Source organism: Serratia sp. NCCP-200, assembly GCF_059697885.1.
Map to the genome: position 1 here is coordinate 115,080 of NZ_BAAKUJ010000004.1, position 26,193 is coordinate 141,272.

Below are 26,193 nucleotides of genomic sequence, written 5' to 3' on the forward strand. Positions count from 1 at the left end.
GCCGCAAAGCCGCCATCGAAATAAACCATCACGTGAATACATACCCCTCCACCAAGGCCAATATGTGCAGCGAGCCTATTATTGATATTACTTATAACTTACCTCTGTTTTATAATGCTTAAGCTATAAATAAAACCATTTACCCCCCTTCGGGAATGGCTTTTATCAAAACACAATGGCGCAGGACCGATAGCAAAGCCGCTGATCCCCCTATCGTGTGCCGAACCGGTAGTGGGCCGATACGTTTAAATTGACATGAGTGATAATAGAACTGATTGAAATTTTGAATGGCAACCATTATTGATTAATCTTTCTGATAGTTCAAATGGAATTTTCTCTCAAACAGGCAAATAATCCTGTATTCACTGTCGTACATTCTTAATATCTAAGTTATTACTTAATACAAAACAAGAAGCATCTTATTTAAACATAAGACAATATGATTAGTTATCAATTGATGTATTCAGGATAATTATTAATAGCGTTATCTATTGGCACCATTGATGCCAACACGATGCAGACCTCAACCAAGCATTTGAGTTGAGATGAAAGCCCCTTTAGAGGGCGAATAAGAGTGAGCTGAATCCCGTTCTTCAAATTATCCGGCACCCGCTCTTGCTTGAGAGACAAAAAAGGAGATTTTTGACCTGCAGAAGATCCAGGTCACAGAAGCACAGTCGGTAAAAATATGACGCTAATTGGCGTGGCGCTGGAGCTTACGGTGAGAAAAACCTGATGATTGGATTAAACGGGCGCAGCATACGGTTGAAGCAACCGCATGCCGCGTCCGATATCAGTCACTATGGCATAGTCAGAATAGCGGTAGCCGACCCGAAGAAATCACCGGCTTCCACGGCTCCCACCTTTGTCAGCGTAGAGACGAACTCCAGCGGCATCTTGGTCGACGCCAAGGCATGTATCCTGACCCCGGTTGAGCCACTCACTCCATCAATCGTCAAGCGGGTTTTCAGGCTGCCGTCGCTTCTGAGGTTGACCATACCGTTTCCGGCCGACCCAGCAAGGTAGACCATAACGTCCATTGTTTGCGTGCAACGGATATAACCGGTCTGCCGGGCTTGATGTCCTTCAATGTCCCTCAATTGAACCTGGCCGTGGGTCAGTTCAACGCTGGTTTCAGTAAATTCACATTTACCCACCGGCGGCGGTACAATCCCGCAGAGGCTGCTGGGCATCATGGTGCTGCCACCGGCACTGGTAGTTCCCGTTGCCATTTTATAGTACATCCCTACACATTCCTGCGTCACCGCTGGGCCAACGTGATTCTGAGTTCCGCTGCGGGGGAGCGAATACTTACGCTGAAAAGCCGCCCCCACGTCGCCTACTGTACGCAAATTCTGGATACCGTCAAGGTATTCGACACCATCTGAAACACCAGGACCCGCCTCACCAGCATCACTGTGCCGGTGGCCAATAAATACCGTACATTGCCCCCAGCCATAACACGGATTGGGTGTAGCATCGACGGTATCCCAGTATTCAATAGTCCACCAATATTTGGCGTTCTCGGGTGTCCCCTCACTACGGGTAATATAAGAATAAATCGCGCTATTGGCGCTATACGTTGTCAGCAACGTGACAGCAAAAAGTATCGCTTTAATGGCTTGCATAACTACCCCTGTGATCATCCCTTATCTACCGCGTATTTATTTACCACGCTGTCGATTTCAGGGTAAGCCGTATTACGGGCTACTCGTATTCCAATAAAAACGTTGCGCTGGCGGTAAAGTCACCAGGGTTAATAGTTTTTTGGCTAATCGCATCGGGTTCACCCTGCACATAGGTCCGCAGGCTAATGGTATTATTGCCCGCGATCAGCCCTTGGTTATAGCGGCCGGTATTGATCGCGACCTTATTTCCCTGCTGCGTTTCAATACCTATGCCAATACCGCTGGTCTGGCTCGCCCCGGATATCGCCAACAGACCGTTCAACCTGCTATTTTCCGTACCGGAAAAGGTCAGCTTCACCATATTTCCCAGGCTAAGATCGCAATCATCGAGATGTAATACCAACGGCACCCCTAACGTACGGGTGTTGATATAAAGGTATTTCTCAACGATCGAACCAAAATCGATATTGATATTTTCATCCGTGACTCGCAATGTGCAAGGGTCAGCCACCAAAGCGCCTCTAAAGCGTACGTTATCAACCGCCTCGGATACGCTGGATAAACCGCCAAGCCCTACAGTCAGGGATAGTAACAGTGCCGAAAATCGCATGATATACCTCCCTGTTATTGATAATCGGCCTGCAGCGTTGCCATTGCTTCAAACGCGCCTTCCGTTAATACTATGCCCGTCTGCTGCACCGGCACGGCTTTAAGCTGGGGTTTACTGGCCGGCGTGATGGTTATTTCACTGCCAATAACAAAGGGTTGACCGTCACGCAGGATTTTAATTCCCAGCCCGTTAATATTGGTTCGCACCGCGGCGTTATCAAAAGAAACGGGGTTCCCCGTAAGCTTCAATTTTAACGCCCAACCATGGGTATTTGGCTCACAAACCAGATCATAATTAATGTTCTGCATATAGTTAACGCCATCCACCTTTTTGACACCCACCTTAAGGCCAAAATCAACGATGATATTATTACCGCTATTAATGCTACAAGGTGGTGGTTCGAGCAGCGTTCCTCGAAACCTCATATCGCCCCCTGCGGCAAATGCGGTAGATAACAAGCCACTTATACCCGCGGTCAGTAGGGATAACAGTAGAATTCGCATGTCTTGTGCTCCCTTACTGGTAATCAATTAATAACGTGGCGGAGGCGGTAAACTCGCCCCCCGTCAAGGTGGCCCCGCTACGCTTGACCGGCACCGCATACAGCACCGGTTGATTGGGATAGGTGTAGTTAAACCAGGTATTGATATTTAACCGTTGCGTCCCATAGTACAAAGCGATACCCAAATCACCTTTATTGGTGCTCAATAATCCGGTCCCAAAGCCCGCAGTGCCGCCCTGAATGCTCATTTTGAGATCGTTGGATTTCTGGATGTCACAACTCAGGCTATAGGCAATGGTCTGCTTATAGTTGACGCCATCAATCCGCGTAGTCATCACCTCATCGCCAAAGTCCACCCAAATAGTTTGATTATTATTAATCGTACAGGGCGGTGGCAGTATAACGGTTCCCCTGATATTCACTGGCATCGCGCTGACCGGAACGCTGGTCAGTAAGACACTGAATAGCACCCCGGCAAGACAATAGCCTGAGGCCCTCGATCTCATGCTCCCCCGGCGATGCTTACCAGGAACAGGATAATATTGTTGCATACGTTCTCTCCTTGCAGACCTGACCCCGCGCCCTCTCCCTGTAACCTGGCACGACCGGTTTCAATTAACTCTTCTTCGCCGGTTCCACCTGGCAGTCCGATCCGCCGCAACGGAACGTCAGCACTGGGCGGCCGCCATAATCGTTGACGTAGGTCAGCACTGGCGATCCCCCTAATACCGACGCGCTAATACCTAAAGGAGCACTGCTTTTCGGCTCCAGCATCAGCGGCTCAAAACCCGTTGCACTAACGCCCTTTCTGCTGCCCGCATCCACCAGCGTCACGTAGTACGGCGTCGGGTTGTTCACCACATACTTGTCGCCCTGCTTGGTCAACGTCAGTTGGTCCTGCCACGGTGTCGCCATCTCGGTGACCGTTTTCACCAGCGCTTTTGGCCGATAGAACAGTTTGATGCGCGTCTGCAACGCCAGTTGCAAGGTGTTAGCCTTGTCACTCTTCGGCGGGATTTCACGCAGGTTGAAGTAGAACAGCGTTTCCCGATCCTGTGGCAGTTGGCTCAATACCGGTAACGCCTGTACCTTCACCTGGCTCTTGGCACCCGGTTCGATGCGCTGTACCGGCGGCAGTACCGTTAACGGGCTGGTCACCTTGTTGCCCTTGGTGTCTTCTATCCAGCCCTGAGCCAGATAGGGCAATTGCGGGTTGTCATTGTTGACGCTCAGGCTGACCGACTTATCGCCGCCAGGAAAGATGATCCGGGTACGATCTAGCGCGATCGCCGCCTGGGCCTGCGTGGTCAGCGCGCACAGTAAGGTTGCGGCGACCAGCGCCATCCCCGTATTGGTTTTCGTCATTTCGTATCTCATTGTATTGTCTCAGCCTTTTTCTGTATTGCGGCCAGGTCTGTGGAGTCTTTTTTCGCGGTTATCGCCCGGCAAGGCAGCAAGAGTTCAGCCATGCCGTTCGCTGGCAATACCGCCGGTAATGTCAGTTCACACTGCGCCTGTTCATCCCAGTGAACCGTCATCGTTTCACCGCGCTCAATACCACTCAGGTATACGCTGCCGGCGTCGCTGACGATCCCCACATCGCGTTTTTTCAGGTTCTGCACCGTTGCCCCAAACGGCGGCATCGTGCCATCTGCCAGACGGATCACCGCCATGGCCTTCTCACCCGCTATCACGTCAAACCGGCGATAGCCTATCGCGCCTTCCGTCAGCGTGGCCTGCACCACCGACTTCATCGCTTCGGCGTTATCCGGCAGCTTATCCAGATCGATATTCACCCGGTTGCGGTAATAGCTGTTCATGTCAGCCACTACGGCTTTGCCGTAGCGGTTGGTGCGCACTGGGGCACCGTAGTTACGGATTGGGATATTGGCTACACCGTCGGTGTCGACCAGCAAACGGGTACCGCCCGGAATAGCGACCCGGTGCATTGCTGCACCTTCCGCAGTCGCCGTTACCCCGCCCTGCAATGCCAACCCCACCGTGCTGTAGCTCCCGGATTGAGCACTGGCGGTGGCGTTAATCTGCGCCCAATCCGCCTCGTGACTATAGAAACCACTGGCCAATGGCCCTTTGCGAGTAAAGCCAGTGCTCACCTGATAGCTGCCACGATCCCCGACCCGGTCTGAGTAGCTGACCCGGTGGGTGTTGTCATTGCGATCCAGCGTGCCGCTGTAGCTCATCGAACCGCTGTTACCCCACGGCAGCGACAGTGACAGGAACACCCCGTCGTCATTCTGCCCGTTGTACTGGTTACGGTAGCCAGTCATCGACAGGCTGAGGTTCTTGAAGCGGCCAATATCCATGTAGCGCATCAGTGACAGGCTGTAGCGATCGTTGGCGTCCCGATCCCAATAGGTCTGGTGGTCATAGTTCAGGTTGGCCGTCAGTCCTATATCGCGGAATTGCTGGCTGTAGGACACCGTGTACATCTCTTTGCTGCTCTGGCTGCGGGTTCCGAGGTTACGTATCTCCAGGAATTCCCCCATAGACATAAAGTTACGTTCAGAGAAGCGGTAACCGGCAAAGGTCACCTGGCCACCAATCTGGTCAAAGTTCTTCGAGTAGCGCAAACGATAAGAGCCACCGCTCAAGGTCTCCCCCTGAGGCAAATTAGCCCGCGATTGGGTTACGTCAAACGACAGTGCGCCAAACGCCATCAGGTCGCGGCCAATCCCCACCGCCAACGCGTTGTACTCGTCACCGGCCACCACACCACCGCCGAACAGTGACCAACCATTGCTGACGCCCCAAGAGAATTCACCGCTACCAAATAGCGGCCCTTGCGTACGGTGCCGCCAATCTGTTGGCCGCCCGCTCGCCAGCTTGTAGCGCACCATTCCCGGCCGGGTCAGATAAGGGATGCTCGCCGTGCTGATAGTGAACGCCTGTACGCTGCCGTCCTGCTCTTCGATCCGCACGTCCATCTGCCCCGATACCGCGTTGCTCAGATCCTGAATACGGAACGGGCCAGCAGGCACCAGGGATTCATACAACACCCGCCCCTGCTGGCTGACTACCACACGGGCGTTGGTACGTGCCACGCCGCTCACCTCTGGCGCATAGCCGCGCAGGTTCGGCGGCAGCATCGCGTCGTCGCTTACCAGGCTTAGCCCGGTGTAACGGAAGCTGTCGAAAATGTCGGAGTTCAGGAAGTCTTCACCCACCGTCAATTTGGCACGTAGCCGCGCGATCGCCCGGTAAGCGGTATACTGTGTCCACTCAAAGTTGCGCTGGCTGGACTGCCCAGAGCCGGTTTGATGGTCAATCTGCGTCTGCCAACTGGCACGCAGCCGCCAGCTTCCCGCATTAGCACCCACCACACCGTTGCCGCTCAGGTTATAGCCTTTCTCGACGTTGTCGTTTTGATCCTGACGTTGGCTCTGAGCATTGAGGTTGTAATCCAGCAGCAGCCCAGGAATACCGTTATCCCAGCGTGCGGGAGGATCCCAATCGGGAGAGCTGTATTCCAGGTAAGCCTGCGGAACGCTGAGATAGAGTGTGTTGCTGCCCAGCTCGGGACGCGCCGTCATCCCCTCGAGGCTACCGATCACCAGGCATTGCCCGTTATGCCACCAGGCCAGATCGCGGGTAAATTCCTCTTTCAGCCCCATTTGTTCCACCAGAGCGGCAGACAAACAGGCTTCGGTCACGTTTGGATCTTTGTCCGTGGGATAAAATGGGATCGTCTGTTCAGGCAGTTCTTGCTGGTTGACGTTAATCAGCAGGCTGTATTCACCCGGCATCACGTAACCACTGCGGGAAAAACGTCCCAAATCGATATTGCCGCGCTCCTGAACGTCGAGCACGTCGGTATTGAATTCGATAGGTTTTGCGGCAGAAACCTGGCCATTCACCAGTGCCAGCGCAATCAACAGCGGCAACAAGCGGGTGCGCGGAACCTGTACTCCTACAAGTGGGGTGCTCATCATCCATTGACCTTTATGCGTTAAAACTTTCCCGGGCGTTATGGTTGTTATTAAAGGGAATACCCTGCCGGAGAAGTCAATCTGTCTAGGCGTGCTGACTATCCGTTATCATGTCAGCCTGCAGCTCAGTGATATTCCAACTGGTAGCGCACCTGAGCGCTATAGGTGCCCGTCTGCAACGGCTGGTTGTTGGCAACCATGCGTGCGCTGTAATTCAGCAGCATTTCTTTGCCCTGCAACACCGGCGTCTGCGGCGGCAACTCCTTACCTGGAACGGCCTCATTCCCCAACGCATCGTTCAGCACCAGCGCTACGCCACGTGCCTCTCCCTCAACACCGAAGTGCCCATCCTCATTGCGGCCGTCAAACGTGACGCGAAAGTGCTGCTTGCCCAGAATGTTATTGTTGCTGTGCTTAAGCGTGCAGTTCACCAACCGGATACTGAATGGCCGCGACAATGCCTGACTGTCATTCACAATCCGATCAAAGGGCAGCGTGCCCATATCAACGGTCTGGTCTCGGCTCGTGGTGTCAATATCGCAGGCGGTGGCGACTATCGCCCCGTTCATGCTGAGCTGGCTGCCCCCCCAAACCGGCAGTGCAGTCATCGCACCCACCAGTAAAAACAACGAGGTAGCCGTAAAACTATTCACCGACATCCCTGGCTCCCGTAATCAACAAGAACAGCAAAAACTGCATGCGGAAACCGCATGCAGTCACACCGACTATTAGTTGTATGCCAGGGTAAAGTTAGTGGTCGAGGTGAAGTCACCTTCCTCGATATCCGCCAACGTAGTACCGGCATGCCCCTGCAGATAGGCGGAGAAGCTCAGAGTGTTGTTACCAGCGATCAGGTTCTGGACGGTAGTCGCAGTACCCAGGGTGATAGGTTGATTAGAACCATCAAACATCGCGATGCTTGCACCTTTTGCCACGCCAGTGATAGCCAGCAAGGTGTTGGTGGTGCCAGTTGCGCCGCCATTTGGACCAGCGAAGGTGACCTGTACCTTGTTCTTGCTAGAGATATCGCAACCTTGCAGTTTGATATCGAAGTTCAGAACGCTGGATTTACCGCCGTTCACCAGAGCCACATTCGCCACCTGGCCAAAGCTCTTGGTCTGATCCAGGCTTTCTGGAGCGATAGAGCAAGGTGCATCAATGATTTTACCTTCGAAATTTACCTTGCCCGAACCCGCATCAGCATTTGCCAGAGAGACCATACCCAGAGACAGAACCGTAGCCAGCGCAATGTTAGTCAGTTTCATGTTTTCTTTATCCTTAAAACGTTAATTTAACGAGAAATCCAGACATACCTATCCCGACACAATTAAAACGGTGCCTATCAGAACAACGCTGTTTTATTTGGCGGTAATGGATATACCCGGCAGCATCCTTTCATTTGGTATAAAAGAAGGCATCCCTTTCCTTCCCCTTTATTTGCGAAGGGGATAGCTCACCAGAAAAGACAAGTCTCTTCCGGCGCTTCATCCGATGAATAAAGCGAATTATTAAAATACAACTTTATGCGACACCTTTGAATAGATAGAATTTCAACCATAAAGCAGCCACACACCAATTTAATCATTGATCAGGGTATTTATGATAGGAAAATTCTCACACCATTCCATCGGACAACCTCATCTCCTGTCGCCAAAAAATTATTGCAAATACCTCTAAATTTTGAAAGTGTTGTTTTCCAAACATAGCAATTTCGCCATAAAAACCTTATTTATATGCAAGAATATTCTTATTGCGACGAGTCCGGTCGCAAAAACGAATTACTTAGTATTTTATGCTGCAAAATGCGATATTTGCGAACTCATTGATCGTAAATTTGGTTTTCACGAAACAATAGTCCATGATAGCTTAGAATGGTAAACTGACGCCTCATAAGGAAGAAATGGGGGTTATGATTCTGACAGTATTCCCCTGTGATCACCTAGAAAAGTTAGCAACAAAAGCCAGCAGCATAGGATTATTCCATTTCGAATAGCACCCATCAAGACGCATTAAAAGGAGGTAGTGACATGTCTTATCGCACCAATAAAGAAAGGGAAAAGCAGCTAAATAATGTTTTTATTGCTCTACAAACCCTTTGCAAGCGCGACATTCATCACACAGGCGTTCCCCCGCAGGTTCAATGGCCCAAAACACGGGAAATCGCAGAATACTCCGAAACGACAATATACCTTGCTCGTTACTATCTGCTGCGATTAGTGGAAAACAAAAAAGCTTATGTTACCTCTGGCGCTGTCAATAACAGTTTACGCTGGTATATTGCTGAACCCTCGCCATCAACTAAGCATCATGAAAAAAGGGAAGCGCAGCCCGTTGCGGCGGAAGGCTAAATAGGCTGATCCCCCTTCTGACTTGTGTTTGATTTTTTTCTACTGACATTTATCTATCCCGTGTCTGCCGCTGTGAGCTACGTCAGGCAGACACGCCGGTTGAAAGGAACTCATGCCATGAAACACCCTCTGTCCATCATGATAATCGATGCTGACCGTTATTTTACCTATGGTCTGGGCCTGGGGCTGCAAGCCTATTTTCAGGCCCATCAGCAGGACATCCGTCTGCTTGAGGAAACACAGGTTGGCAGCGATATCGACATCATTTTCCTGGGCGATCTGGTCACTAGCTACCCATGGCATTACCGCTTACATCAGCGGAAAAATCATCCGATGGTATTCTTTATCACTGAGCAGGGGCGCAACAAAAACCAGCCCAAGCCAAGAGTGCATTGCGAACAATGCCATACCAGGGCGCTGTACCGCCACCAGCCGTTATCCTCATTATACGAGCGGTTGGATAGCGTGCTGTTTTCGCCCTTCGCATCGCTAATAGCATCAAGCCACGATTGCACATGTATGTCTCCTTTGACGTCGCGGGAAGAGGAGGTGTTGCGCTGTATACACATGGGAATGAACGGGCAGGATACCGGCAACTATTTGCAAATCAGCAATAAAACCGCCAATGCCCATAAGCAGAACGCCATGCGCAAGCTCAATTTCAGATGCAATCAGGAGCTGTATCAATGGCTGCTGCAGGGGGGAGGACACTATCTGAACGAACGGTCGTCAATCAATCTGCCACGTTTGCCACTGCAACCAAAGGTGCCCGCAGAAACCACTCTCATCTCTCCGGCACAGTTAGTGGTACGGCAGAGAAAAGACCGCCCTTATGCGGCCTTGCCTGCGCACAAACAACCAGACCCCCTTGTCCAGAGAGAGCCTGTCTCAACGTGAGGGGGTTCTCGGAGGCTATTTATAACAGTGGACTAGCCTGGCTTGCGGTGCTCCGCAGCATGCATCGCAAGATAGGCATTGAGGTTTTCATCCCCCAGACCCAGAGTACGCAAGATTGCGGCCATAAAGCTGACCGGTGCGGTACCTGGTGCCGTGATAACGCGCCGATCGGCGATGGCATAAGGCACATCCTGATAGTATTGCGCACCGCCATAGTTCAGGCTCAACAGGTTTTCTGCCGAATTGGAAGTATGGCGGACCTCATCAAGCACGCCCGCCTGCGCTAAAACGCGAGTGCCATCGCAAATCCCCGCGACGATAGCGTTACTTTGATAAGCCGCAGTAACCAAGGCGGTGATATCCGGTGCCAGTGCGGTTTGCCAGATAGTGCCCCCGCAGACAATCAGCAGATCGACTTCATCAGGCTGAATGGCTTCTATTGCCAGATGGGGGGAAACCAGCATGCCACCTGAAGAGGTGACCTGGGCTACGCCAGGAGTGGCAAAACGGCAGTCAAAACCGTAGTACCCACGCCCCGTCGAATTGATCAAAGCGGTTTCCCAATCGGAAAAGTTTTCAGTCAGGAGAGTAATAGCACGTATCATCGGAGTGTCCTTGTCAGTAATGGGGGCAATTTTCAGGATTTTCCTACCCGCAAAAACCAAGAGTAACCTGCACTGTTGACAGTTTCTGTCAGTAGCCAACAGAGGCCCCCTCCTGCAAAGATAACCCGCATTCAATCAGCCAGTGAAACCGGTGCCACAGTCAGCAGCAGGTTGGCAAAGCGCCGCATCTCACCGCTGGCGATAACCAGTAATGTCTCCTGTGATTTTGCCGCATGATAGAAAGCCTCGCGGTTGAGGTAATCGATGGGGCAACCGTCAGGCAGCAGTTGCTGATATTCGGTAGCGATGGTGTTAGTGAAGTCCTGCGGCCAGGCCATCATTGAGGCGTGTTCCACGTTAATGTGTTTAAGCACCTTCGCTAATATCACGCTGCTGGCAATCATTCCAGGAGCAAGGTTCAGATAGATAATAGTGGCCTCTTTCGACGAGTTGGTGACGAACGAATAGTTACCATCGGCGATGAGGATCTGGGTTTTATGCCCGCACAGCGCCAGGGCGCACAACAGTTGCGGATGAATAATGTCGGCCTTGATCATAGTGCTTTCCAGTAGGGAAGACAGGTGGGCGCAGCATGCAGCGCCCCTACGTATTGAATCGGTTGCGGTTTATCAGCGGCTGGGTAGGCTCACATACGGTAAATGCCGCCGTTAATATCAATGGTGGCGCCAGAGACGAAGCCGTCATATTCCGAGGCGAGGAATTTAATCACCCGAGCAACGTCCTCCGGGCTCCCCGCGCGGCCAAGGGGAATGCCGTGGATGGTTTCATCGGCAGATTCTTTACTGGTATGCAGGTTATGGAAGCGAGTGCCAAGAATAAGCCCCGGCGCTACCGCGTTGACCCTGATGCCATGTTCTCCCAGTTCCGCCGCCAGGGAGCGGGTCCAGGTTAATACCGCCCCTTTGGCCATGGAGTAAACCAGTGAACCAGAATGCCCGCCGGAACGGCCAGCCAGTGAGGCCAGATTGACGATGCTGGCTCCGTCCTTGGCGCTTTTTAAGTAAGGTAGCGCGCTTTGCGTGACGTTCAGCATGGTCGTCATATTGACATCAATCACCGTCTGCCAGAATTGACGGTCGATCGCGCCTAACCATTTACGGGCGATAATGCCGCCCACGTTATTGATCAGTATGTCTACCCCCCCCAAAAACTCGGCGGCGGCAGAGACGCATCGCTGGGTATCTGCGGTATCGGTTAAATCTGCATAACCATAGGCGGCACGTTGGCCGCGTGAATGGGCTAACTCAGCCAGTTCCTTTGGCCCCTCTTCGCCGCTGAAATAGTGGATGTAGATGTCACACCCGGCGTTAATCAACTGCTCTGCGGTAGCTTTGCCAATCCCCTGCTCGGCCCCGGTAATAAATACTTTCTTACCCGTTAAATTTCCCATTTTATTGCCTCTCGATTATTTGTAGATAAAACCAGTTATGAGCGAATAACGCCTTCACGCTGTTTGGCACAGTAAAAAATGCAGAACAATCCGGTAACCAATAAACACAGCGACAGGAAAACCAGCCCCGGAGTATTACTGTTAGTGACGTCCTTTAATAACCCGACCACGTAAGGCGCGACAAAACCTCCGATATTGCCGATACAGCTCACCACCGCAAGTCCGGCCGCTGCTGCCGCCCCGGTAGAAATATTGGCGGGCATGGAAAGGAATGAAGGAACCGAGGTATAGATACCTATCGCAGCAACGCTCAGGAACATCAGTGCGACAAATACGTTGTAGTTAAAGAACACCACGGCACCTATCAGGCCAAAGGCGGCGACAATCATGCTGATGCCGGCAAACACGCCGATTTTTTTGCTTTTACTGGCCCACAGGCTCCACGGATAAACCAGCAAGGCGGCCAATCCGTAGGGAATAAAGGCAATCAGGCTCACGTGGAAAATATCATCCCCGGAGATAGCTGTGATGATGGAGGGCAGCCACATCCCGAAGCCGTAGATCCCACACACCATGCCAAAATTCAACATGGCGTATAACAGATACTTTTTATTTTTTATCCCCTGCACGAAATCAGACAGCTTGACCTTGGAACCCGATTTGCTGCGGGTGGCGTTGTCCATTAGCCAGGCTTTCTCTTCCACATCGAGATAGCCCACATCCTTCGGTGAATTCTTGATAATAAAAGGAATAAACAGGCCAATAATCACCGGTGGAACACCTTCGAGGATAAACAGCCACTGCCAGGGTTCCAGGCCAAACCAGCCATGTTCGATGTTAAGGATCAGCCCGGAAATCGGTGAGCCGATAGCGTTCGACAACGGCTGTACGATGATAAACATGCCGAGGATCTTGGTGCGGTACTTCTCCGGGAAAAATACCGTGAAGTAATAGACGACCGAGGGGAAAAATCCCGCCTCACAGACTCCCAGCATAAACCTACAGATATACAGCTCCATCGGCGTGCGGACAAAACCCATCAGCACGGCAAATATTCCCCAGGTGATAAGGATCCTGGCAAACCAGATACGTGGGCCAAACTTGATGGTTCCCGCATTACTGGGGATCTCAAACATAAAATAGCCGATAAAAAATATCCCAGAGGCAAAGCCAAAGGCCGAGGCGGTTAACCCCAGGCTATCTTCCAGAGCAATTGCCGCATAGGCCATATTATTACGATCCAAAAAAGCCAGAAAGTATAATAAGATCATTAACGGGACAATATTCAGCGTCACTTTCCTAATGGCACTGCGTTCAATTTCCTGAGGCGTTCTTTTTTGCATAATAGAATACTTCCAATGTTGTTAATCGGAATAATAATCTGCTACAGGCATGCCTGATGGATACAGGTATATTTACCTGATAATAAGTAATGCTATTTAATCGTTCTCGTTACGCTATTCGCGTTATGGCGTAATGGTTATTACCGACTGGCGGCTGACTAACGTCGGCGGGAAAATAAACTCTTCAGGGACTAATGTAGGATCCCCTACGCGTTGCAATAAGCGCTCGACCATCACCTGAGCCATCTCGGCAAGCGGCGGCATGACGGAGGTCAGCGCTGGCCACACCAGCCCCGAGAGCGGAATATTGTCGATACCCACCACCGATATCTCACCAGGCACCGCCACTCCAGCCTCCCGCAGCCCTGCCAGCAGGCCGATGCCCAGAGCATCGTTGATAGCCACCACGCCATCCGGGCGCGGAGAAAGAGCAAGTACCTGAGCGGCGAGGGTAAAACCCAGTTCGGCCATCTCGGTATCGCCATACTCTCCGCTAGCTTTGCCTTCTATTACCCGCTGCTGAGCGGGCAGCCGATGATTACGCACTACGGTGAGAAACCCTTCAATCTTATGGCTGCGGCTCATGGTCAGGCTGGCTTCTGTGGCAAAGACGATATTGCGGCAACCGCGTTCGATCAGGTGTTGAGCCGCCAGCCGCCCGGCCTCTACGTTGTCCATTGAGACGCTGTCGAATAATCGGGCATCAGCAGTGAAGCTCCCCGCCATCCGGTTATCGTAGTTGACGATCATCATTCCCATTTCGGCGGCTTGTGCAAAATGGGTCTTACGGATATCACTCGCCGCAACGATAATGCCGCGCACTCCATGGGCGAACATATCTTCGATAAAGGTGCGCTCTTCATCTTCTTGCCGATAGGTGTTGCCCAACAACACCCGATAGCGGTGTTCTTTAGCCGCCAGGTCAACCTCGCGAGCCAGGGCAGAAAAGCTGGGATTGACGATCGAGGGAACCAGCAGACCGATCATCCGGGCATGCCCGGTTTTCAACTGCTGCGCCACTCTGTTGGGTTGATAGTTCAATTCGCGCATCACCTGTTCGATACGCAGTCGGGTTTCCGGGCGCATTTGATTGCTGCGCCCATTTAACACGTTGGAAACGCTGCTCACGGAAACACCAGCGAGATGTGCGACATCACGAATATTGGCCATGTTTTCGCTCCCCCTCCGGTGCTGACGTTAATTGGTTAACTTACGCACGGAATGCCATTAAATAACAGTATAATCAACACATTAAATATATGACCTGGCATTATCTGTATCGTTTTAGTGAAACGATGCAGATCAATTTATAGCGGAGATATCACTCAATCAAGCGACTTTACTGGCCGTGCCGCAGTTGCGTGATGCTTTTGTGAAAGCTATCAAGCCCAGCGCCATGGCATTACTAAACACGGGTAAAATCCCCGGCTGTTTAGTCAGTGTTTAGTGGTGGGGTTAAAGGCTGGTACGGGATTTGGATGGGTACGGCATGCAGCGCCTCACATATAATGGTCGATTGAAGTAGGCTACTAACCCATCATATATCGTTTATCAGTTCGTCAAATACCAACTCCCCATCATGTAACCGTCCTAGTTTGGCTTGATTAATAGAGTGCTCAAGCTTGGCGCACAGGTTTTGTAGCTTAAACTCTGCAAACGCATTGTAGTCCTCAACAGGCATGACCACTACGGAGGGTTTACCGTTTTGGGTGATACAAACTGGTTCACGCTGGGCTGTAGCCATCATTTGTTTAAACTGGGTTTTGGCCTGACTGGCCGTAAAGTTAATCATTGTTATCTCCTAAGGACGTTTTCCTAGTGGTATTCAACAAAAAAACCACCTCGCCACGATAATAAGGCGATGTGGCCAACCGCCGTTGCCATTCGCTGTTCCAGTCACCCTGCTGCACCAGACCGATTTTGAAGGGAATTTGCAGCTTAAGCAGCGCGGGGAGATAGCGTTCATATTCCGTGAACGTGCGCCGCCCCTGATAGGTTTGGATCACCAACTCATCGATTGGTAACGCATTCAACTGGCTGACGTTGCCGGTCTTTGCCCAATCGAGCAGGCCGGTCACTCCCAAAGCATATTCTTTGGGTAACCGACCGCGCAGCTTGTCGAGAAACTCCGAGTACTTATCCAGTTGATAGGTTGCCGCATCAAAGTCGATCTGTAGCCCTACCACCCGATTGCCTGCCGCAGCCCAACGGGCAGGCATGCGCACCGCCGAGGCCAATACCTCGTCAGACATATCCAGGGTTGCGACACGTACGGTGATCCAGATGGCGGGTGCTTGGAGCTTGCTCAACGGCAACCCCAACTTCAGAAAACGAGCGCCCTGGCGGCCGTTCACGATTTCACCCTGATGGAGATAGAGCAGATCGGCCTGCTGCAACGCAGGCTGCGGCCAAACGCCGGACCAAAGCCAGAATGCGCGGTAATCATGCGCATTCACATATCGGCCAGCTGCGTTATCCGCCGCTGCGGCGGTTGCAAAGATCGGCAACCACAGCAGCAGCAAAAACCGCATCACCAATAGTATTTGAGCTTTTGTTCCCATTGGTTACCTTTATACTGGCTCTTCAACAGGTTAAACCAGCGTTGGCGAGTTTTTTGCGAGATCTCCTGCCGATCGCAGCTGTTGTAGCCGGAAGGAGAGAAACACATCACCGCCCGGTACAGCGCATAGGTTTTATCTTCCGGTTCAGCCTTGGGATCGGCGATCACTTGCTGATAATATTTTAATCTGCCATGCGCTTTATCTTTACTCAGTTCGGCCCCAGCCAAGTCATCCAACTGTTCATTGCCCCCCATTTCCGCTTCGGTGCTGATATCGGCAAAGGTGGTACGCAAGAACTCAGCCACGCAGTTCATGGCATGTGGATCGCTCTTGTTCTTCGCCAACACGGCAACGTTAGCGTCTAAAGATGAACAGAAATAGCCAGGCTCGCTCCGACTGCCATCCCAATCGAAAACGCTGAGTGCGACATCACCAAATACCTGCGGCTCAGGCGTCTGTTTGATGTGTTTTTTCAGTTGGCTGTCGTCAATAAACCCCTGATAGTCGCCCACCATCAAATCCTTGAACAACAGCGTATGCAGTGCGATGGTCTTTTCTTCATCGTTAGGCGCGCCAGCGGCCTGCTGTTGCAGCAACGCTTTATTGGCCAGGCTTTTGAGCACCACTGAGCGGTAACGCAGGTTATTGATTGGGCTGTCTGGGGCAAAAATAGCCGCGGTTTTATTTTCCTGCACCAAGGCGGTGGCCAACATCAGTTGCAGATACTGTTGCTGATAAGGGGCAAGTTTCATACCAAGCAGATGACGCCAATGGGCTTCTGCACCCTGCCAGTTTTCCTGCATCACCAGGGCATCGCCGTAAAGGAGTTGCTGGCTGAACGCGATGAGATCGTTTGCTGCCAGCTGTGCCGCTGGCTGGATCGCCTTGGTGACCGCGGCATAATCCTTTTGCTGATAGAACAGCCAGGCATTATGCATATATTCCCAGAGCGGCAACTGATTGGCGGCAACAAACATCGGTTTGTACCCCTGCAGCATCTCATCGGTCACTTTCGGCATCGATGGGTTATCGAGATTGTATTTGCGCAGCCACTTCATGGTTTGGGTGAAGGTCAACAACGGGGCATCGGCACTGCTGACAAAAGGTGGCTCTGCACTGTCATAAGGAATGTTGCGGCTCAGCAGAATTTGGTCTCCTTCATCAATCATCGCGCCAAGCGTATTGATATCGGTGGCGGCGGTGATCTCGCTTTCATACAGCTGCGCCAAACGCGGCCAGTCGGACAGATACCAATTCACCCGGCGCTGCAATCCCTGCACGGAAGCCACATATTCGCCTTTGGGATAAGCGGCCAGATAGGCCTGCGCACGTTGCAATGCCAGGGCGCCCGCCTCTTTATCGGCCCGCTGCGGATCGAACATGCCGTACTGATCCGTCGCATTTTCAGTGATCTGGTTCAAGGCCACGCGGAACAGCATATAAGCGGCGGTTTCTGCTACCCATGGCTGATCCGACTCTTTAAGCCGTTGGAACCCGGCATCCGCATCGGCAAACTGCCCCTGGTAAAATTGTTCCGCACTGGTGAGATAATCTCTGAACGCCGCCGCATGGGAAACTGCGGCATAGCTTGCCATCAGAGGTAAAAATTGCTCCGGCTGCGCTTCACCCCGGTAAATTTTGGCCCGGCGCAACGCCAGTAAATCGCGTTCGGCCTGATCTAGCTGCTGATCGGCCAGCAGAGCCTGGAAGAATTGGCTCAATGAGTCTGGATTATTGGAAACCCAACGCCCCTCATTTTCTGTTGAAACTCCGGTTAACCCCGACGGTTTAATGCCCAGGCTTAATGCTAGCGCATCAAGGGGATCGTCCTGTGGTGCCGTTTGGCCTGGTGCGGTGGGCTGATCGGTTGCAGGCGCGGTTTCCCCAGGGAACACGCCAAACGTGTATCCTCTGCTACGGCTAATATCCTGCGGCAACGACGACAGTGCTACGGGTAGATTGCGCATTCCCGCTGCCAGCATCAGCAGATTGACGCGGGTGTCATTATCGGCGGCCAGGTAGGGCACACCGCTCATTGCGCAATAGTCGCTCCAGCGGCAGCCAGTTTCATCGGAAGAGGCCTGTGCGAACTGGCTGGTACCAGCGATGGTTGACACCACCGCGGCTACTATGAGTTTTTTCATCGATATCCTTACTTATCTCCAGTGCTCACTCTCATCCCGAGTGAATTTTGTCTGGAATAGTGTCGTAAGCATTAAGAAAAAACAATATGGCAAAAAAACCGGCATGATTAAGAATCTATCCCAGTGGGCGCTATTGATGCAGGCAGTTTGGACCAGAGCAGCGCACAGAAGCCGGAGCATACACATAGCAGGTAAGGATGATCGCTGCGTTCCCCCCCTTCGGCCCACCCAGTAAGGTAAAGCCAATCACGCCGATCGGCATGATGAATTACGGTACCCTATGCAACGACAAAATACCGAGTTTATCGCGTACACTTTTCCACCTCCAGCCTCCCCTGTTGCAACCAGTAATATAATTCGCAATTACGTTTAAAGCCCAGTTTACGCATCGCAGTGAGTTTATAGGTGCTGACGGTCTTGACACTGAGCGACAGCTTATTGGCAATTTGACTGGGCGTAAGTTCTTTACTGATCCCCTGTAAAATATCCCGCTCACGCGCAGTCAATTTCAGACTAAAACAAGCTCTTTTCCTTACTGCCTGGAAATGCTGGAAGCACGCACAATCAAACATCTGCTCTAGCAAACGTACCACCGCCTCAACCGTTTCTCTACGGCCTAATACACTGGCGCCATTATGCTCAGGCTTGACTAGCTTAATATCCTCAATGGTATTTTCCCGTACAACAATCGTCCCAAACAGCCCGTTTACCCTTTGTTCCCATAGGCGATTGGCCAGCACCGGTCCGTTGTTGGATTTAGCCCAAACCAGCAGGTCGATTGTCGTCTCATAGGAAAGCGACACAAAGCTCAATGTGCAATCCTTTTTCTGGAAATAGGCCTGCAAAATATGTTGCATCCCTAATGCATAAAAGCGGTTGGTATCCTGAATGGCAATAACAATATGCGGTTTCATTTTATTCCCTCAAAGCAACCAATTTCATTTCGCTCATTTATCTGCCACCGAGAAATCCTGTTTTCGACGGAGGATCCATGTTATAGGCCAAAAAAATATAAAGCAAAATAACCCAAATAATGATGATTAATTAGCATTTAATGCTGTTAATTACGTAAAAATAAAATAATAAATCTTTTTTGATTGGTTTGCAACCACCTAGTAAGCAGGTAATTCTGGCTAATTTTCAGTAAATTATTTTGGCTAAAAAAATAGTGAAGACAAGGGTTGACTCAGAGTGCGTATTGCAACTAAATTCCCCATAAATTGACATACCAAGACTATTCTTATAGTTGAGTGCAACACATAGCAAGTACCAAGGATGTTAGGCTACTACCATGAAATATATAATAAATCTTACAGTGACGTTTGATCCGGACAATAGATTATTAATCTTAAAAAGCGATACACAGCAGTCTGTTGAATTATCTAAGCCAGCCACCCGCCTGTTAAGTGAGCTGATTAATAACAATAGAATCAATCTGGTGCGCGATGACATCCTCAAAAACGTGTGGGAGGATTATGGCTTTTCACCGTCCAATGCCAGCCTGAATAATCATATTAGTGAGCTAAGAAAGGCGTTCATCACCCTTGGAGTTAGTAAGGATATTATCTTTACGGTGCCCCGCGTTGGATTTAGGATAGACGCAGAGATCCACCCGGTTCAGGCAGTCATCACTGAACAGGTACCAAGCGATGATAACGTCATGATCAATGAGGGGTTAAATGTTAACCCTATCGGCATGTCTGTAGAAATCAGCGAACCAAAGGATCGTAGTTCACTCTATTTGTCGCTAAAGAAACACCGTATGCTGTCTTTCGTGCTGGCACTGTTACTATTATTGACCACGCTGATCGGCATGACCACACTGGTACACACCAAAAAAGAAAGCGTTAACTTTCTGGTGTTACATGAAAAATGCAGCATCTACAACTTGAATGACAACAAGCCAGATAAAGACTATACGGCTAAAATCATCAACGAGATGACAAAAGAAGGGATAGATTGTTCGCGGGAAGACCTGGATGTTTTCTATGCCGAAGCGCACCCTGATAACGAACGTCTTAGAGTTCAACTGCTCGCAGCCTGTAGTAAAATTGACACATCCAGGTATAGAAATTGCTTAAATTACAAAACAATAGAGTAGTAAAGAGTAATAATATGAAAAAGTTCGCCGTAGCCTTGTTGTTGATTATAAGTCTAGGTGCCCTGCTTTTTTATACGTATCAATTACTGATTTATAAGCCATTCCATTGTGATGCTCAGATATTCTCCCATCTGGGAGTCAAGGGTGATAATGATGATGAGGTCGAGGTCAATACCCATATCGACGTCATCTACTCTTCTAAACATAGCGGGATCATGAAGTTCCTAGGCTCGGTCAAGCATCAAGGGAACCACTATATTATGAGGAGATCCATCCATTTTACCTTGGAACCGTCCGAACTGGACAACATCAATAAAGCCGTCTTTACCCGTACGGAGAGGCACGCCATGGATACCTTACCTGAAGACTTATGGCAGAACAGAGTGTTACCGCAAACCCCAGGCATTGAGTTTTACTCCAAGGTCAGAGCACTCAAAAACAACGCTATAATCTTCAAAGGGTTTACTAATCCTCTGATCGTCTGCATTCGCCGCTAGCGGCACCACGCAGAGGCAGCTACCGGCAATGCTGCCTGAACAGGCGGGCCAGGTAGGCGCCCATCGGCGTGAGCGTCGTATCCTTACGTTGGATCAGGTAGAAGGTCGCTTGTGGTAAGGCTTCGTCCAATTCCAACGCGACCAGATGGCGGCCCAGGATAGGATCGGAAATCACATCAACCGACAGAATGCTGACAAAGTCACTCTGCGCCACCAGGCTGGTACAGGCCATAAAGGTTTCGCAGGTGACGCTGATCGCCGGTGCCATCCCCATATCACCAAACAGTTCATGTAGCAGGCGGTAGTAGCTGCCATTAGGGGTTGGCATAGTCCAATCGCAATGTTGCAACTCCTTGAGCGTACGGGCGTTCTCACAAGGGTGCCCTTTGCGTACCACCACCTTGTATTCTCTTTCCATCAGCCGCTCAAAGCTCAACTCATTGTCCATGCTGCTGGGGTAGTAGGTATTAATGGTAAAATCCAACTCCCCCTGGCGTAGCTCCGGGATCATCGAGACCAGTTGCCCCTCCACGATGCGCACCTTCACATTGGGATATTCGCGGTGAAACTGGGTGATCACTTTCGGCATTACCGTGCGAGCAACGCTGCCACCAACGCCGATATTGACCGAGCCGCCCGCTAGCCCCAACCGCTGCTGAATATCTTCCTGCGCTACACGCAGCTCTTCGAGGATCAGGCTGGCATGCTGAAAAAAGTTATCGCCGCAGTCGGTTAATACCACCCCTTTGCTGCGGCGGACAAACAGCTTGGCGCCGAGCACCTCTTCCAACTCCTGAATCGACTTGGTCAACGCAGGCTGGGAAAGGTTACAGGTACGGCTCGCGGCGCGGATACTGCCCTGGCGGCTGACTTCCACAAAGGCGCGTAACTGGTGCAATTTTATCGAGGCTGGCATAGGCGATTTGCGATAACCGTTGTTTATCAGTAGCAAGATATTGGCATCTTATTTAACCCGATACCATTGTGTACATTCGAAAAAAACAAAATAAATAACCCAATCATCATTTCGCTTATTTACACGCAGTATTGCGCTCAATAGGCGCATTTCACAGCTTTTTAGCAACTAATTACATAAATATTCAATTTTAATTTAATTGCCTGATCCTCGTCAGTGCACCACATCTGCCTGAATTTTATTCAAGGCGTGATAACTAATGGAAAACTGCTATGAACACTCCGCTTTCAACGTTAGTGACCGAACTGTATCCGCAGCTGCAAGCCTGGCGCCGTGACTTCCACCACCATGCCGAATCTGGCTGGCTTGAATTCCGTACCGCTTCGCTGGTGGCGGAAGAGTTGGATCGATTAGGTTATCAGTTGCAACTCGGCCGCGAGGTGATCAACGCTGAAGCCCGCATGGGGCTACCCTCGGCACAAATCCTGGCGGCGCAAGAACAACGAGCCATCGAACAAGGTGCCCTGGCGAAGTGGCTACCCTTCTTTTCCGGTGGTTTTACCGGCATTGTCGCCACGCTGGATACCGGCCGCCCTGGCCCCACCATCGCCTTTCGCGTCGATATGGACGCACTCGATCTCAACGAACTACTGCATGCCGACCATCTGCCATTCCGTGAAGGTTTCGCCTCCTGCAATAGCGGCATGATGCACGCCTGCGGGCACGATGGGCATACCACCATCGGCCTGGGGTTGGCGCGGGTATTCAAGAGCCTGGAGCCACAGCTGCATGGCCGCATCAAGCTGATATTCCAACCGGCCGAGGAAGGTACCCGCGGAGCCAAATCGATGGTGGCAGCTGGCGTGGTCGATGATGTCGATTTCTTTACCGCCGTGCATATCGGCACCGACGTACCGGCCGGGGAACTGGTGTGCGGCAGCGACAGCTTTATGGCTACCACCAAGCTGGACGTCACTTTCCGTGGCGTGGCATCCCATGCCGGTGCCAAACCGGAGGATGGCCGCAATGCCCTGCTGGCAGCGGCTCAAGCCAGCATTGGGCTGTATGCCATCCCTCGTCACAGCGAAGGCAGCTCACGTATAAACGTTGGCGTGTTGCAAGCGGGCACCGGCCGCAACGTGATCGCAGACTCCGCCTTTATGAAGGTAGAGACTCGCGGTGCCACCAATGAGATCAACGAGTTTGTCTACCAGCAGGCGCTCAACGTCATCCAAGGAGCCGCCACCATGCAGGGGGTGGAATACGACATCGCCCTGATGGGCGCGGCGCAAAGCAGCCAGCCGACGCAACCTTGGGTGGATTACATCCATCGCCAGGCGCTCAGCATCAGCGAGCTTGGTTCAGTGGTGGATCGCCGCGAGCAGGCGGCGGGCTCAGAGGATGCCACCTACATGATGGAACGGGTGAAATCTCACGGTGGGCAAGCATCCTATGTGATTTTCGGTTGCGAACTCAGCGCCGGGCATCACAACGAGAAATTCGACTTTGACGAGCAGGTACTCAGCGTGGCGGTAAAAACGCTGGCCACCCTGGCACTGAACCTACCGACTTTTGGGAGCGCAGTATGAAACAGCCGGAACTGATCTCTTTTATCCACCATTACATCGATAGCCATCAGGCCCGTTTCAGTGCCTTAAGCGATGAGATCTGGGATCACCCAGAAACTCGCTTTACCGAAACCCACTCCGCCGAGCTACTGGCGAACGCCTTGGAACAAGAGGGTTTTGCGGTTGAACGCGGCGTTGGCGGCATTGAAACGGCGTTTATCGCCAGCTTCGGTAGCGGCCATCCGGTGATCGCCTTATTGGGTGAATACGATGCATTGGCCGGTCTGAGCCAGCAGGCGGGCTGTGCCACTCCGTCTCCGCTGGTGGAAAACGGCAATGGTCACGGCTGTGGGCATAACCTGCTCGGCACCGCTGCACTGGCCGGGGCCTTTGCGGTTAAAGCCTGGATGGAACAACAACAGTTAACCGGCACGATACGCTTTTACGGCTGCCCAGGAGAAGAAGGCGGCTCTGGTAAAACATTTATGGTGCGTGAAGGGCTGTTCGCCGATGTGGATGCCGCCCTCACCTGGCACCCGGAAGGCTTCAGCGGCATGTTCAATACCAGCAGCCTGGCCAATATTCAGGCCGCATTCCGCTTCAAGGGCGTCGCCGCTCACGCGGCCAACTCGCCACATCTCGGCCGCAGCGCGCTGGATGCCGTGACGCTGATGAACACCGGAGCCAACTTCTTGCGTGAACATATCGTGCAGGAAGCCCGGCTGCATTATGCGGTCACCAATACCGGCGGTAGCTCCCCCAACGTAGTGCAGGCCGATGCCGAAGTGCTTTACCTGGTGCGAGCTCCACAACTCGATCAAGTGCAGGACATTTACCAGCGCCTGGTCAACGTTGCCAAAGGTGCAGCGCTGATGACCGACACCCAGATGACCGTGCACTTTGAAAAAGCCTGCTCCAACTACGTCCCCAATCGCCGCCTGGAAAAGGCGATGTATCAGTACGTGTGCGATTTCGGCTTACCGGATTACAGCGACGAAGAGCGGCGGTTTGCCACGGAGATCCGCCAAACGCTCAGCAAGGACGACCTGCGCAATGCCAAACTGAATATTTCACGCACCGGTGGGGTCGCTGGGCAGGAATGGGTAAAGCAGTTGGGCGATAAGGTGTTGATGGACGAGGTCTCTCCCTACGTGGAGTCACAAGAAATCCTGTACGGCTCTACCGACGTCGGCGACATCAGTTGGGTCACGCCAACGGCCCAGTGCTTCAGCCCCTGCTTTGCCCTAGGGACGCCGTTGCATACCTGGCAGTTAGTCGCCCAGGGCCGCACCTCAATAGCCCATAAGGGCATGTGTCTGGCAGGTAAAGTGATGGCCGCTACCGCCGTCGCCTTACTGAGCGATAACGCTTTGCTGAACGCCTGCCGCGAGGAGTTCCGCCAGCAACGTGCCGAACAGCCTTATCAATGCCCCATCCCTGCGGGGGTGAAACCTTCCCCATTGAAGTAAATCCCAACCGTTCTGGCTCCCGTTCCGAGCCAGGACTCCATAGCGACCCATAAAACTATAAAAATCTGATGACGGACAAGAGGGTAATATCATGAGTGAGATAGCATCATCCGCCAATAAAAGCCCCGGGCGTATTTTTTACTGGATAGAACGTATCGGTAATAAAATCCCCAATCCCTTCCTGTTATTCGTTTATTTAATCGTGGTGTTAATGCTCGCCACCGCGCTCATTTCCTGGTTGGGCCTAGTGGTGAAAAACCCGGCTACCGGGGAGATGATCCAGGTAAAAAATCTGCTGAGCGTGGAGGGAATACAATGGATCCTCCCCAATATCATCCACAACTTCAGCGGATTTGCGCCATTGGGGGCGATCCTGGCGCTGGTGATCGGTGCCGGTCTGGCGGAAAAGGTCGGCCTGTTGCAGGCGCTGATGTACAAAATGGCCTCACACGTCAGCGCCGGCTACGCCAGCTATATGGTGCTGTTTATCGCCTTCTTCAGCCATATTTCCTCCGATGCCGCGCTGGTGGTCATGCCGCCGCTGGGGGCGTTGATCTTCCTGGCCGTCGGGCGTAACCCCATTGCCGGGCTACTGGCGGCGATCGCCGGTGTCGGCTCGGGGTTTACCGCCAACCTGCTGATTGTCACCACCGATGTGCTGCTTTCCGGCATCAGTACCGAAGCGGCCAAAGCGGTTGACGGCGCAATCCACGTCAGCGTGATCGATAACTGGTACTTTATGGCCACCTCGGTGATCGTCCTGACCATTACCGGCGCGTTGCTAACGGATAAGTTTATCGAGCCACGGCTACCAAAATGGCAAGGCACCGCCGAAGACAAGCTAGAGGTGCTCACTCCATTACAAAACCGTGGCCTGATGATGAGCGGGATCGCCGCGCTGGTATTTATCGCCGTGATGGCAGCGCTGGTGGTGCCGGAGGGTGCCCCGCTGCGCGATCCGCAAACCGGCTCGGTGATCCCCTCGCCCTTTATTAAAGGCATTGTGCCGATCATCATCCTGTTCTTCTTCACCGTCGCCATCACTTACGGCGTCGTCACCAAGAGCATCCGCCGCCCGGACGATATTCCCAACCAGCTGGTGGAGCCGATGAAGAACATGGCGGGCTTTATCGTCATGGTGTTCCCGCTGTCGCAGTTTGTAGCGTTCTTCAACTGGAGCAACATGGGCAAGTTTATGGCCATCGGCCTGACGGATCTGCTGGAGGCGGCCGGAATGAGCGGCGCACCGGCGTTCCTCGGCCTGATGTTCCTGTCCGCCTTCCTGTGCATGTTTATTGCCAGCGGCTCCGCCATCTGGTCGATCCTGGCCCCGATCTTCGTGCCGATGTTTATGCTGTTGGGCTTTCACCCGGCCTTCGCCCAGATGATTTTCCGCATCGCGGATTCATCCGTGCTGCCGCTGGCACCGATGTCGCCATTCCTGCCGCTATTCCTTGGCTTTCTGCAACGCTACCTGAAAGACGCCAAACTCGGCACCTACTACGTGCTGATCATGCCCTATCCGCTGGTGTTCTTCGCCGTCTGGACCCTGCTGCTAGTGGTGTGGTACATGCTGGGGCTGCCTATCGGGCCTGGGATCTACCCGAAAATGGGGTAAACCAATGCCGAAAAAATTGTGCTCAATA

Annotated in this window: 25 protein-coding genes; 7 read left to right on the forward strand and 18 right to left on the reverse strand. The window is 52.1% G+C overall.

The features are described 5' to 3' along the window. Positions 1–800: 800 nt before the first annotated feature. The 8 genes from AC6HVW_RS14975 to AC6HVW_RS15010 form a co-directional block, all read right to left on the reverse strand. On the reverse strand, positions 801–1,628 hold the full coding sequence (locus AC6HVW_RS14975) for an MrpH family fimbial adhesin (protein ID WP_059201785.1): 828 nt from the start codon (positions 1,626–1,628) through the stop codon (positions 801–803). Between the two features lie 79 nt (positions 1,629–1,707). Next, positions 1,708–2,238, reverse strand: coding sequence for a fimbrial protein (locus AC6HVW_RS14980; RefSeq protein WP_071682067.1), 531 nt, complete (start codon positions 2,236–2,238; stop codon positions 1,708–1,710). Between the two features lie 14 nt (positions 2,239–2,252). Next, entirely contained in the window at positions 2,253–2,741 is a 489-nt protein-coding gene (locus tag AC6HVW_RS14985) for a fimbrial protein (protein WP_071682068.1), read from the reverse strand. 13 nt (positions 2,742–2,754) lie between these two features. Continuing rightward, entirely contained in the window at positions 2,755–3,291 is a 537-nt protein-coding gene (locus AC6HVW_RS14990) for a fimbrial protein (protein ID WP_497569509.1), read from the reverse strand. 64 nt (positions 3,292–3,355) lie between these two features. Then, on the reverse strand, positions 3,356–4,105 hold the full coding sequence (locus AC6HVW_RS14995) for a fimbria/pilus periplasmic chaperone (protein WP_024482983.1): 750 nt from the start codon (positions 4,103–4,105) through the stop codon (positions 3,356–3,358). Positions 4,106–4,113: 8 nt separating this feature from the next. Further along, entirely contained in the window at positions 4,114–6,690 is a 2,577-nt protein-coding gene (locus AC6HVW_RS15000; protein WP_081367032.1) for an outer membrane usher protein, read from the reverse strand. A 122-nt stretch (positions 6,691–6,812) separates the two neighbouring features. Further along, the gene (locus tag AC6HVW_RS15005; protein ID WP_071682069.1) at positions 6,813–7,346 is read right to left on the reverse strand and encodes a fimbrial protein; all 534 of its coding nucleotides are present in this window, start codon (positions 7,344–7,346) and stop codon (positions 6,813–6,815) included. A gap of 69 nt (positions 7,347–7,415) precedes the next feature. Then, on the reverse strand, positions 7,416–7,952 hold the full coding sequence (locus AC6HVW_RS15010) for a fimbrial protein (protein WP_024482986.1): 537 nt from the start codon (positions 7,950–7,952) through the stop codon (positions 7,416–7,418). A 762-nt stretch (positions 7,953–8,714) separates the two neighbouring features. On the opposite strand from AC6HVW_RS15010, the gene AC6HVW_RS15015 reads away from it, so the two are divergent. Together AC6HVW_RS15015 and AC6HVW_RS15020 are read left to right on the forward strand one after the other, a co-directional pair. Continuing rightward, positions 8,715–9,035 (forward strand): FaeA/PapI family transcriptional regulator, encoded by a 321-nt coding sequence (locus AC6HVW_RS15015; protein WP_059201791.1) that lies wholly within the window; start codon positions 8,715–8,717, stop codon positions 9,033–9,035. Positions 9,036–9,152: 117 nt separating this feature from the next. Continuing rightward, positions 9,153–9,932 carry a helix-turn-helix domain-containing protein gene (locus AC6HVW_RS15020; protein ID WP_071682070.1) on the forward strand — a complete coding sequence of 260 codons (780 nt, stop codon included), beginning with the start codon at positions 9,153–9,155 and terminating at the stop codon, positions 9,930–9,932. Between the two features lie 32 nt (positions 9,933–9,964). Here the strand turns inward: AC6HVW_RS15020 and AC6HVW_RS15025 are convergent, their stop codons facing one another. The 9 genes from AC6HVW_RS15025 to AC6HVW_RS15065 form a co-directional block, all read right to left on the reverse strand. After that, entirely contained in the window at positions 9,965–10,537 is a 573-nt protein-coding gene (locus AC6HVW_RS15025) for a DJ-1/PfpI family protein (protein WP_497569510.1), read from the reverse strand. Between the two features lie 131 nt (positions 10,538–10,668). Next, positions 10,669–11,094, reverse strand: a complete 426-nt coding sequence (locus AC6HVW_RS15030) for an RbsD/FucU domain-containing protein (RefSeq protein WP_071682072.1) — start codon at positions 11,092–11,094, stop codon at positions 10,669–10,671. Between the two features lie 89 nt (positions 11,095–11,183). Further along, positions 11,184–11,948 carry an SDR family NAD(P)-dependent oxidoreductase gene (locus AC6HVW_RS15035; RefSeq protein ID WP_071682073.1) on the reverse strand — a complete coding sequence of 255 codons (765 nt, stop codon included), beginning with the start codon at positions 11,946–11,948 and terminating at the stop codon, positions 11,184–11,186. A 35-nt stretch (positions 11,949–11,983) separates the two neighbouring features. Next, positions 11,984–13,291 carry an MFS transporter gene (locus tag AC6HVW_RS15040; RefSeq protein ID WP_497569511.1) on the reverse strand — a complete coding sequence of 436 codons (1,308 nt, stop codon included), beginning with the start codon at positions 13,289–13,291 and terminating at the stop codon, positions 11,984–11,986. A gap of 123 nt (positions 13,292–13,414) precedes the next feature. Further along, positions 13,415–14,461, reverse strand: coding sequence for a LacI family DNA-binding transcriptional regulator (locus tag AC6HVW_RS15045; RefSeq protein WP_021806804.1), 1,047 nt, complete (start codon positions 14,459–14,461; stop codon positions 13,415–13,417). A gap of 367 nt (positions 14,462–14,828) precedes the next feature. After that, on the reverse strand, positions 14,829–15,083 hold the full coding sequence (locus AC6HVW_RS15050) for a type II toxin-antitoxin system Phd/YefM family antitoxin (RefSeq protein ID WP_071682075.1): 255 nt from the start codon (positions 15,081–15,083) through the stop codon (positions 14,829–14,831). After that, positions 15,076–15,852 (reverse strand): DUF3142 domain-containing protein, encoded by a 777-nt coding sequence (locus AC6HVW_RS15055; RefSeq protein ID WP_071682076.1) that lies wholly within the window; start codon positions 15,850–15,852, stop codon positions 15,076–15,078. Before AC6HVW_RS15055 ends, AC6HVW_RS15050 begins: the two co-directional genes overlap by 8 nt. Next, complete coding sequence (locus AC6HVW_RS15060) at positions 15,822–17,996, reverse strand: PA5441 family protein (protein WP_497569512.1); 2,175 nt, start codon at positions 17,994–17,996, stop codon at positions 15,822–15,824. Before AC6HVW_RS15060 ends, AC6HVW_RS15055 begins: the two co-directional genes overlap by 31 nt. A gap of 302 nt (positions 17,997–18,298) precedes the next feature. Next, positions 18,299–18,910, reverse strand: a complete 612-nt coding sequence (locus AC6HVW_RS15065; RefSeq protein ID WP_497569513.1) for a helix-turn-helix transcriptional regulator — start codon at positions 18,908–18,910, stop codon at positions 18,299–18,301. A gap of 377 nt (positions 18,911–19,287) precedes the next feature. Between AC6HVW_RS15065 and AC6HVW_RS15070 the strand changes: the two genes are divergently transcribed. Then, positions 19,288–20,097 carry a winged helix-turn-helix domain-containing protein gene (locus AC6HVW_RS15070; RefSeq protein ID WP_039995567.1) on the forward strand — a complete coding sequence of 270 codons (810 nt, stop codon included), beginning with the start codon at positions 19,288–19,290 and terminating at the stop codon, positions 20,095–20,097. 14 nt (positions 20,098–20,111) lie between these two features. Further along, a complete protein-coding gene (locus tag AC6HVW_RS15075; RefSeq protein WP_071682078.1) occupies positions 20,112–20,594 on the forward strand; it encodes a FidL-like protein in 483 nt (160 codons plus the stop codon). 19 nt (positions 20,595–20,613) lie between these two features. Here the strand turns inward: AC6HVW_RS15075 and AC6HVW_RS15080 are convergent, their stop codons facing one another. Further along, positions 20,614–21,510 carry a LysR family transcriptional regulator gene (locus tag AC6HVW_RS15080; RefSeq protein ID WP_024482999.1) on the reverse strand — a complete coding sequence of 299 codons (897 nt, stop codon included), beginning with the start codon at positions 21,508–21,510 and terminating at the stop codon, positions 20,614–20,616. Positions 21,511–21,782: 272 nt separating this feature from the next. Between AC6HVW_RS15080 and AC6HVW_RS15085 the strand changes: the two genes are divergently transcribed. The 3 genes from AC6HVW_RS15085 to abgT all read left to right on the forward strand — a co-directional run bounded on the left by AC6HVW_RS15085 (position 21,783) and on the right by abgT (position 26,165). Continuing rightward, positions 21,783–23,099: a M20 family metallo-hydrolase gene (locus AC6HVW_RS15085; protein WP_497569514.1), complete on the forward strand. Its 1,317-nt coding sequence runs from the start codon at positions 21,783–21,785 to the stop codon at positions 23,097–23,099. After that, complete coding sequence (locus AC6HVW_RS15090; RefSeq protein WP_186485967.1) at positions 23,096–24,547, forward strand: M20 family metallopeptidase; 1,452 nt, start codon at positions 23,096–23,098, stop codon at positions 24,545–24,547. Before AC6HVW_RS15085 ends, AC6HVW_RS15090 begins: the two co-directional genes overlap by 4 nt. Before the next feature lie 91 nt (positions 24,548–24,638). After that, positions 24,639–26,165 (forward strand): p-aminobenzoyl-glutamate transporter, encoded by a 1,527-nt coding sequence (gene abgT, locus AC6HVW_RS15095; protein ID WP_071682081.1) that lies wholly within the window; start codon positions 24,639–24,641, stop codon positions 26,163–26,165. Positions 26,166–26,193 lie beyond the last annotated feature (28 nt).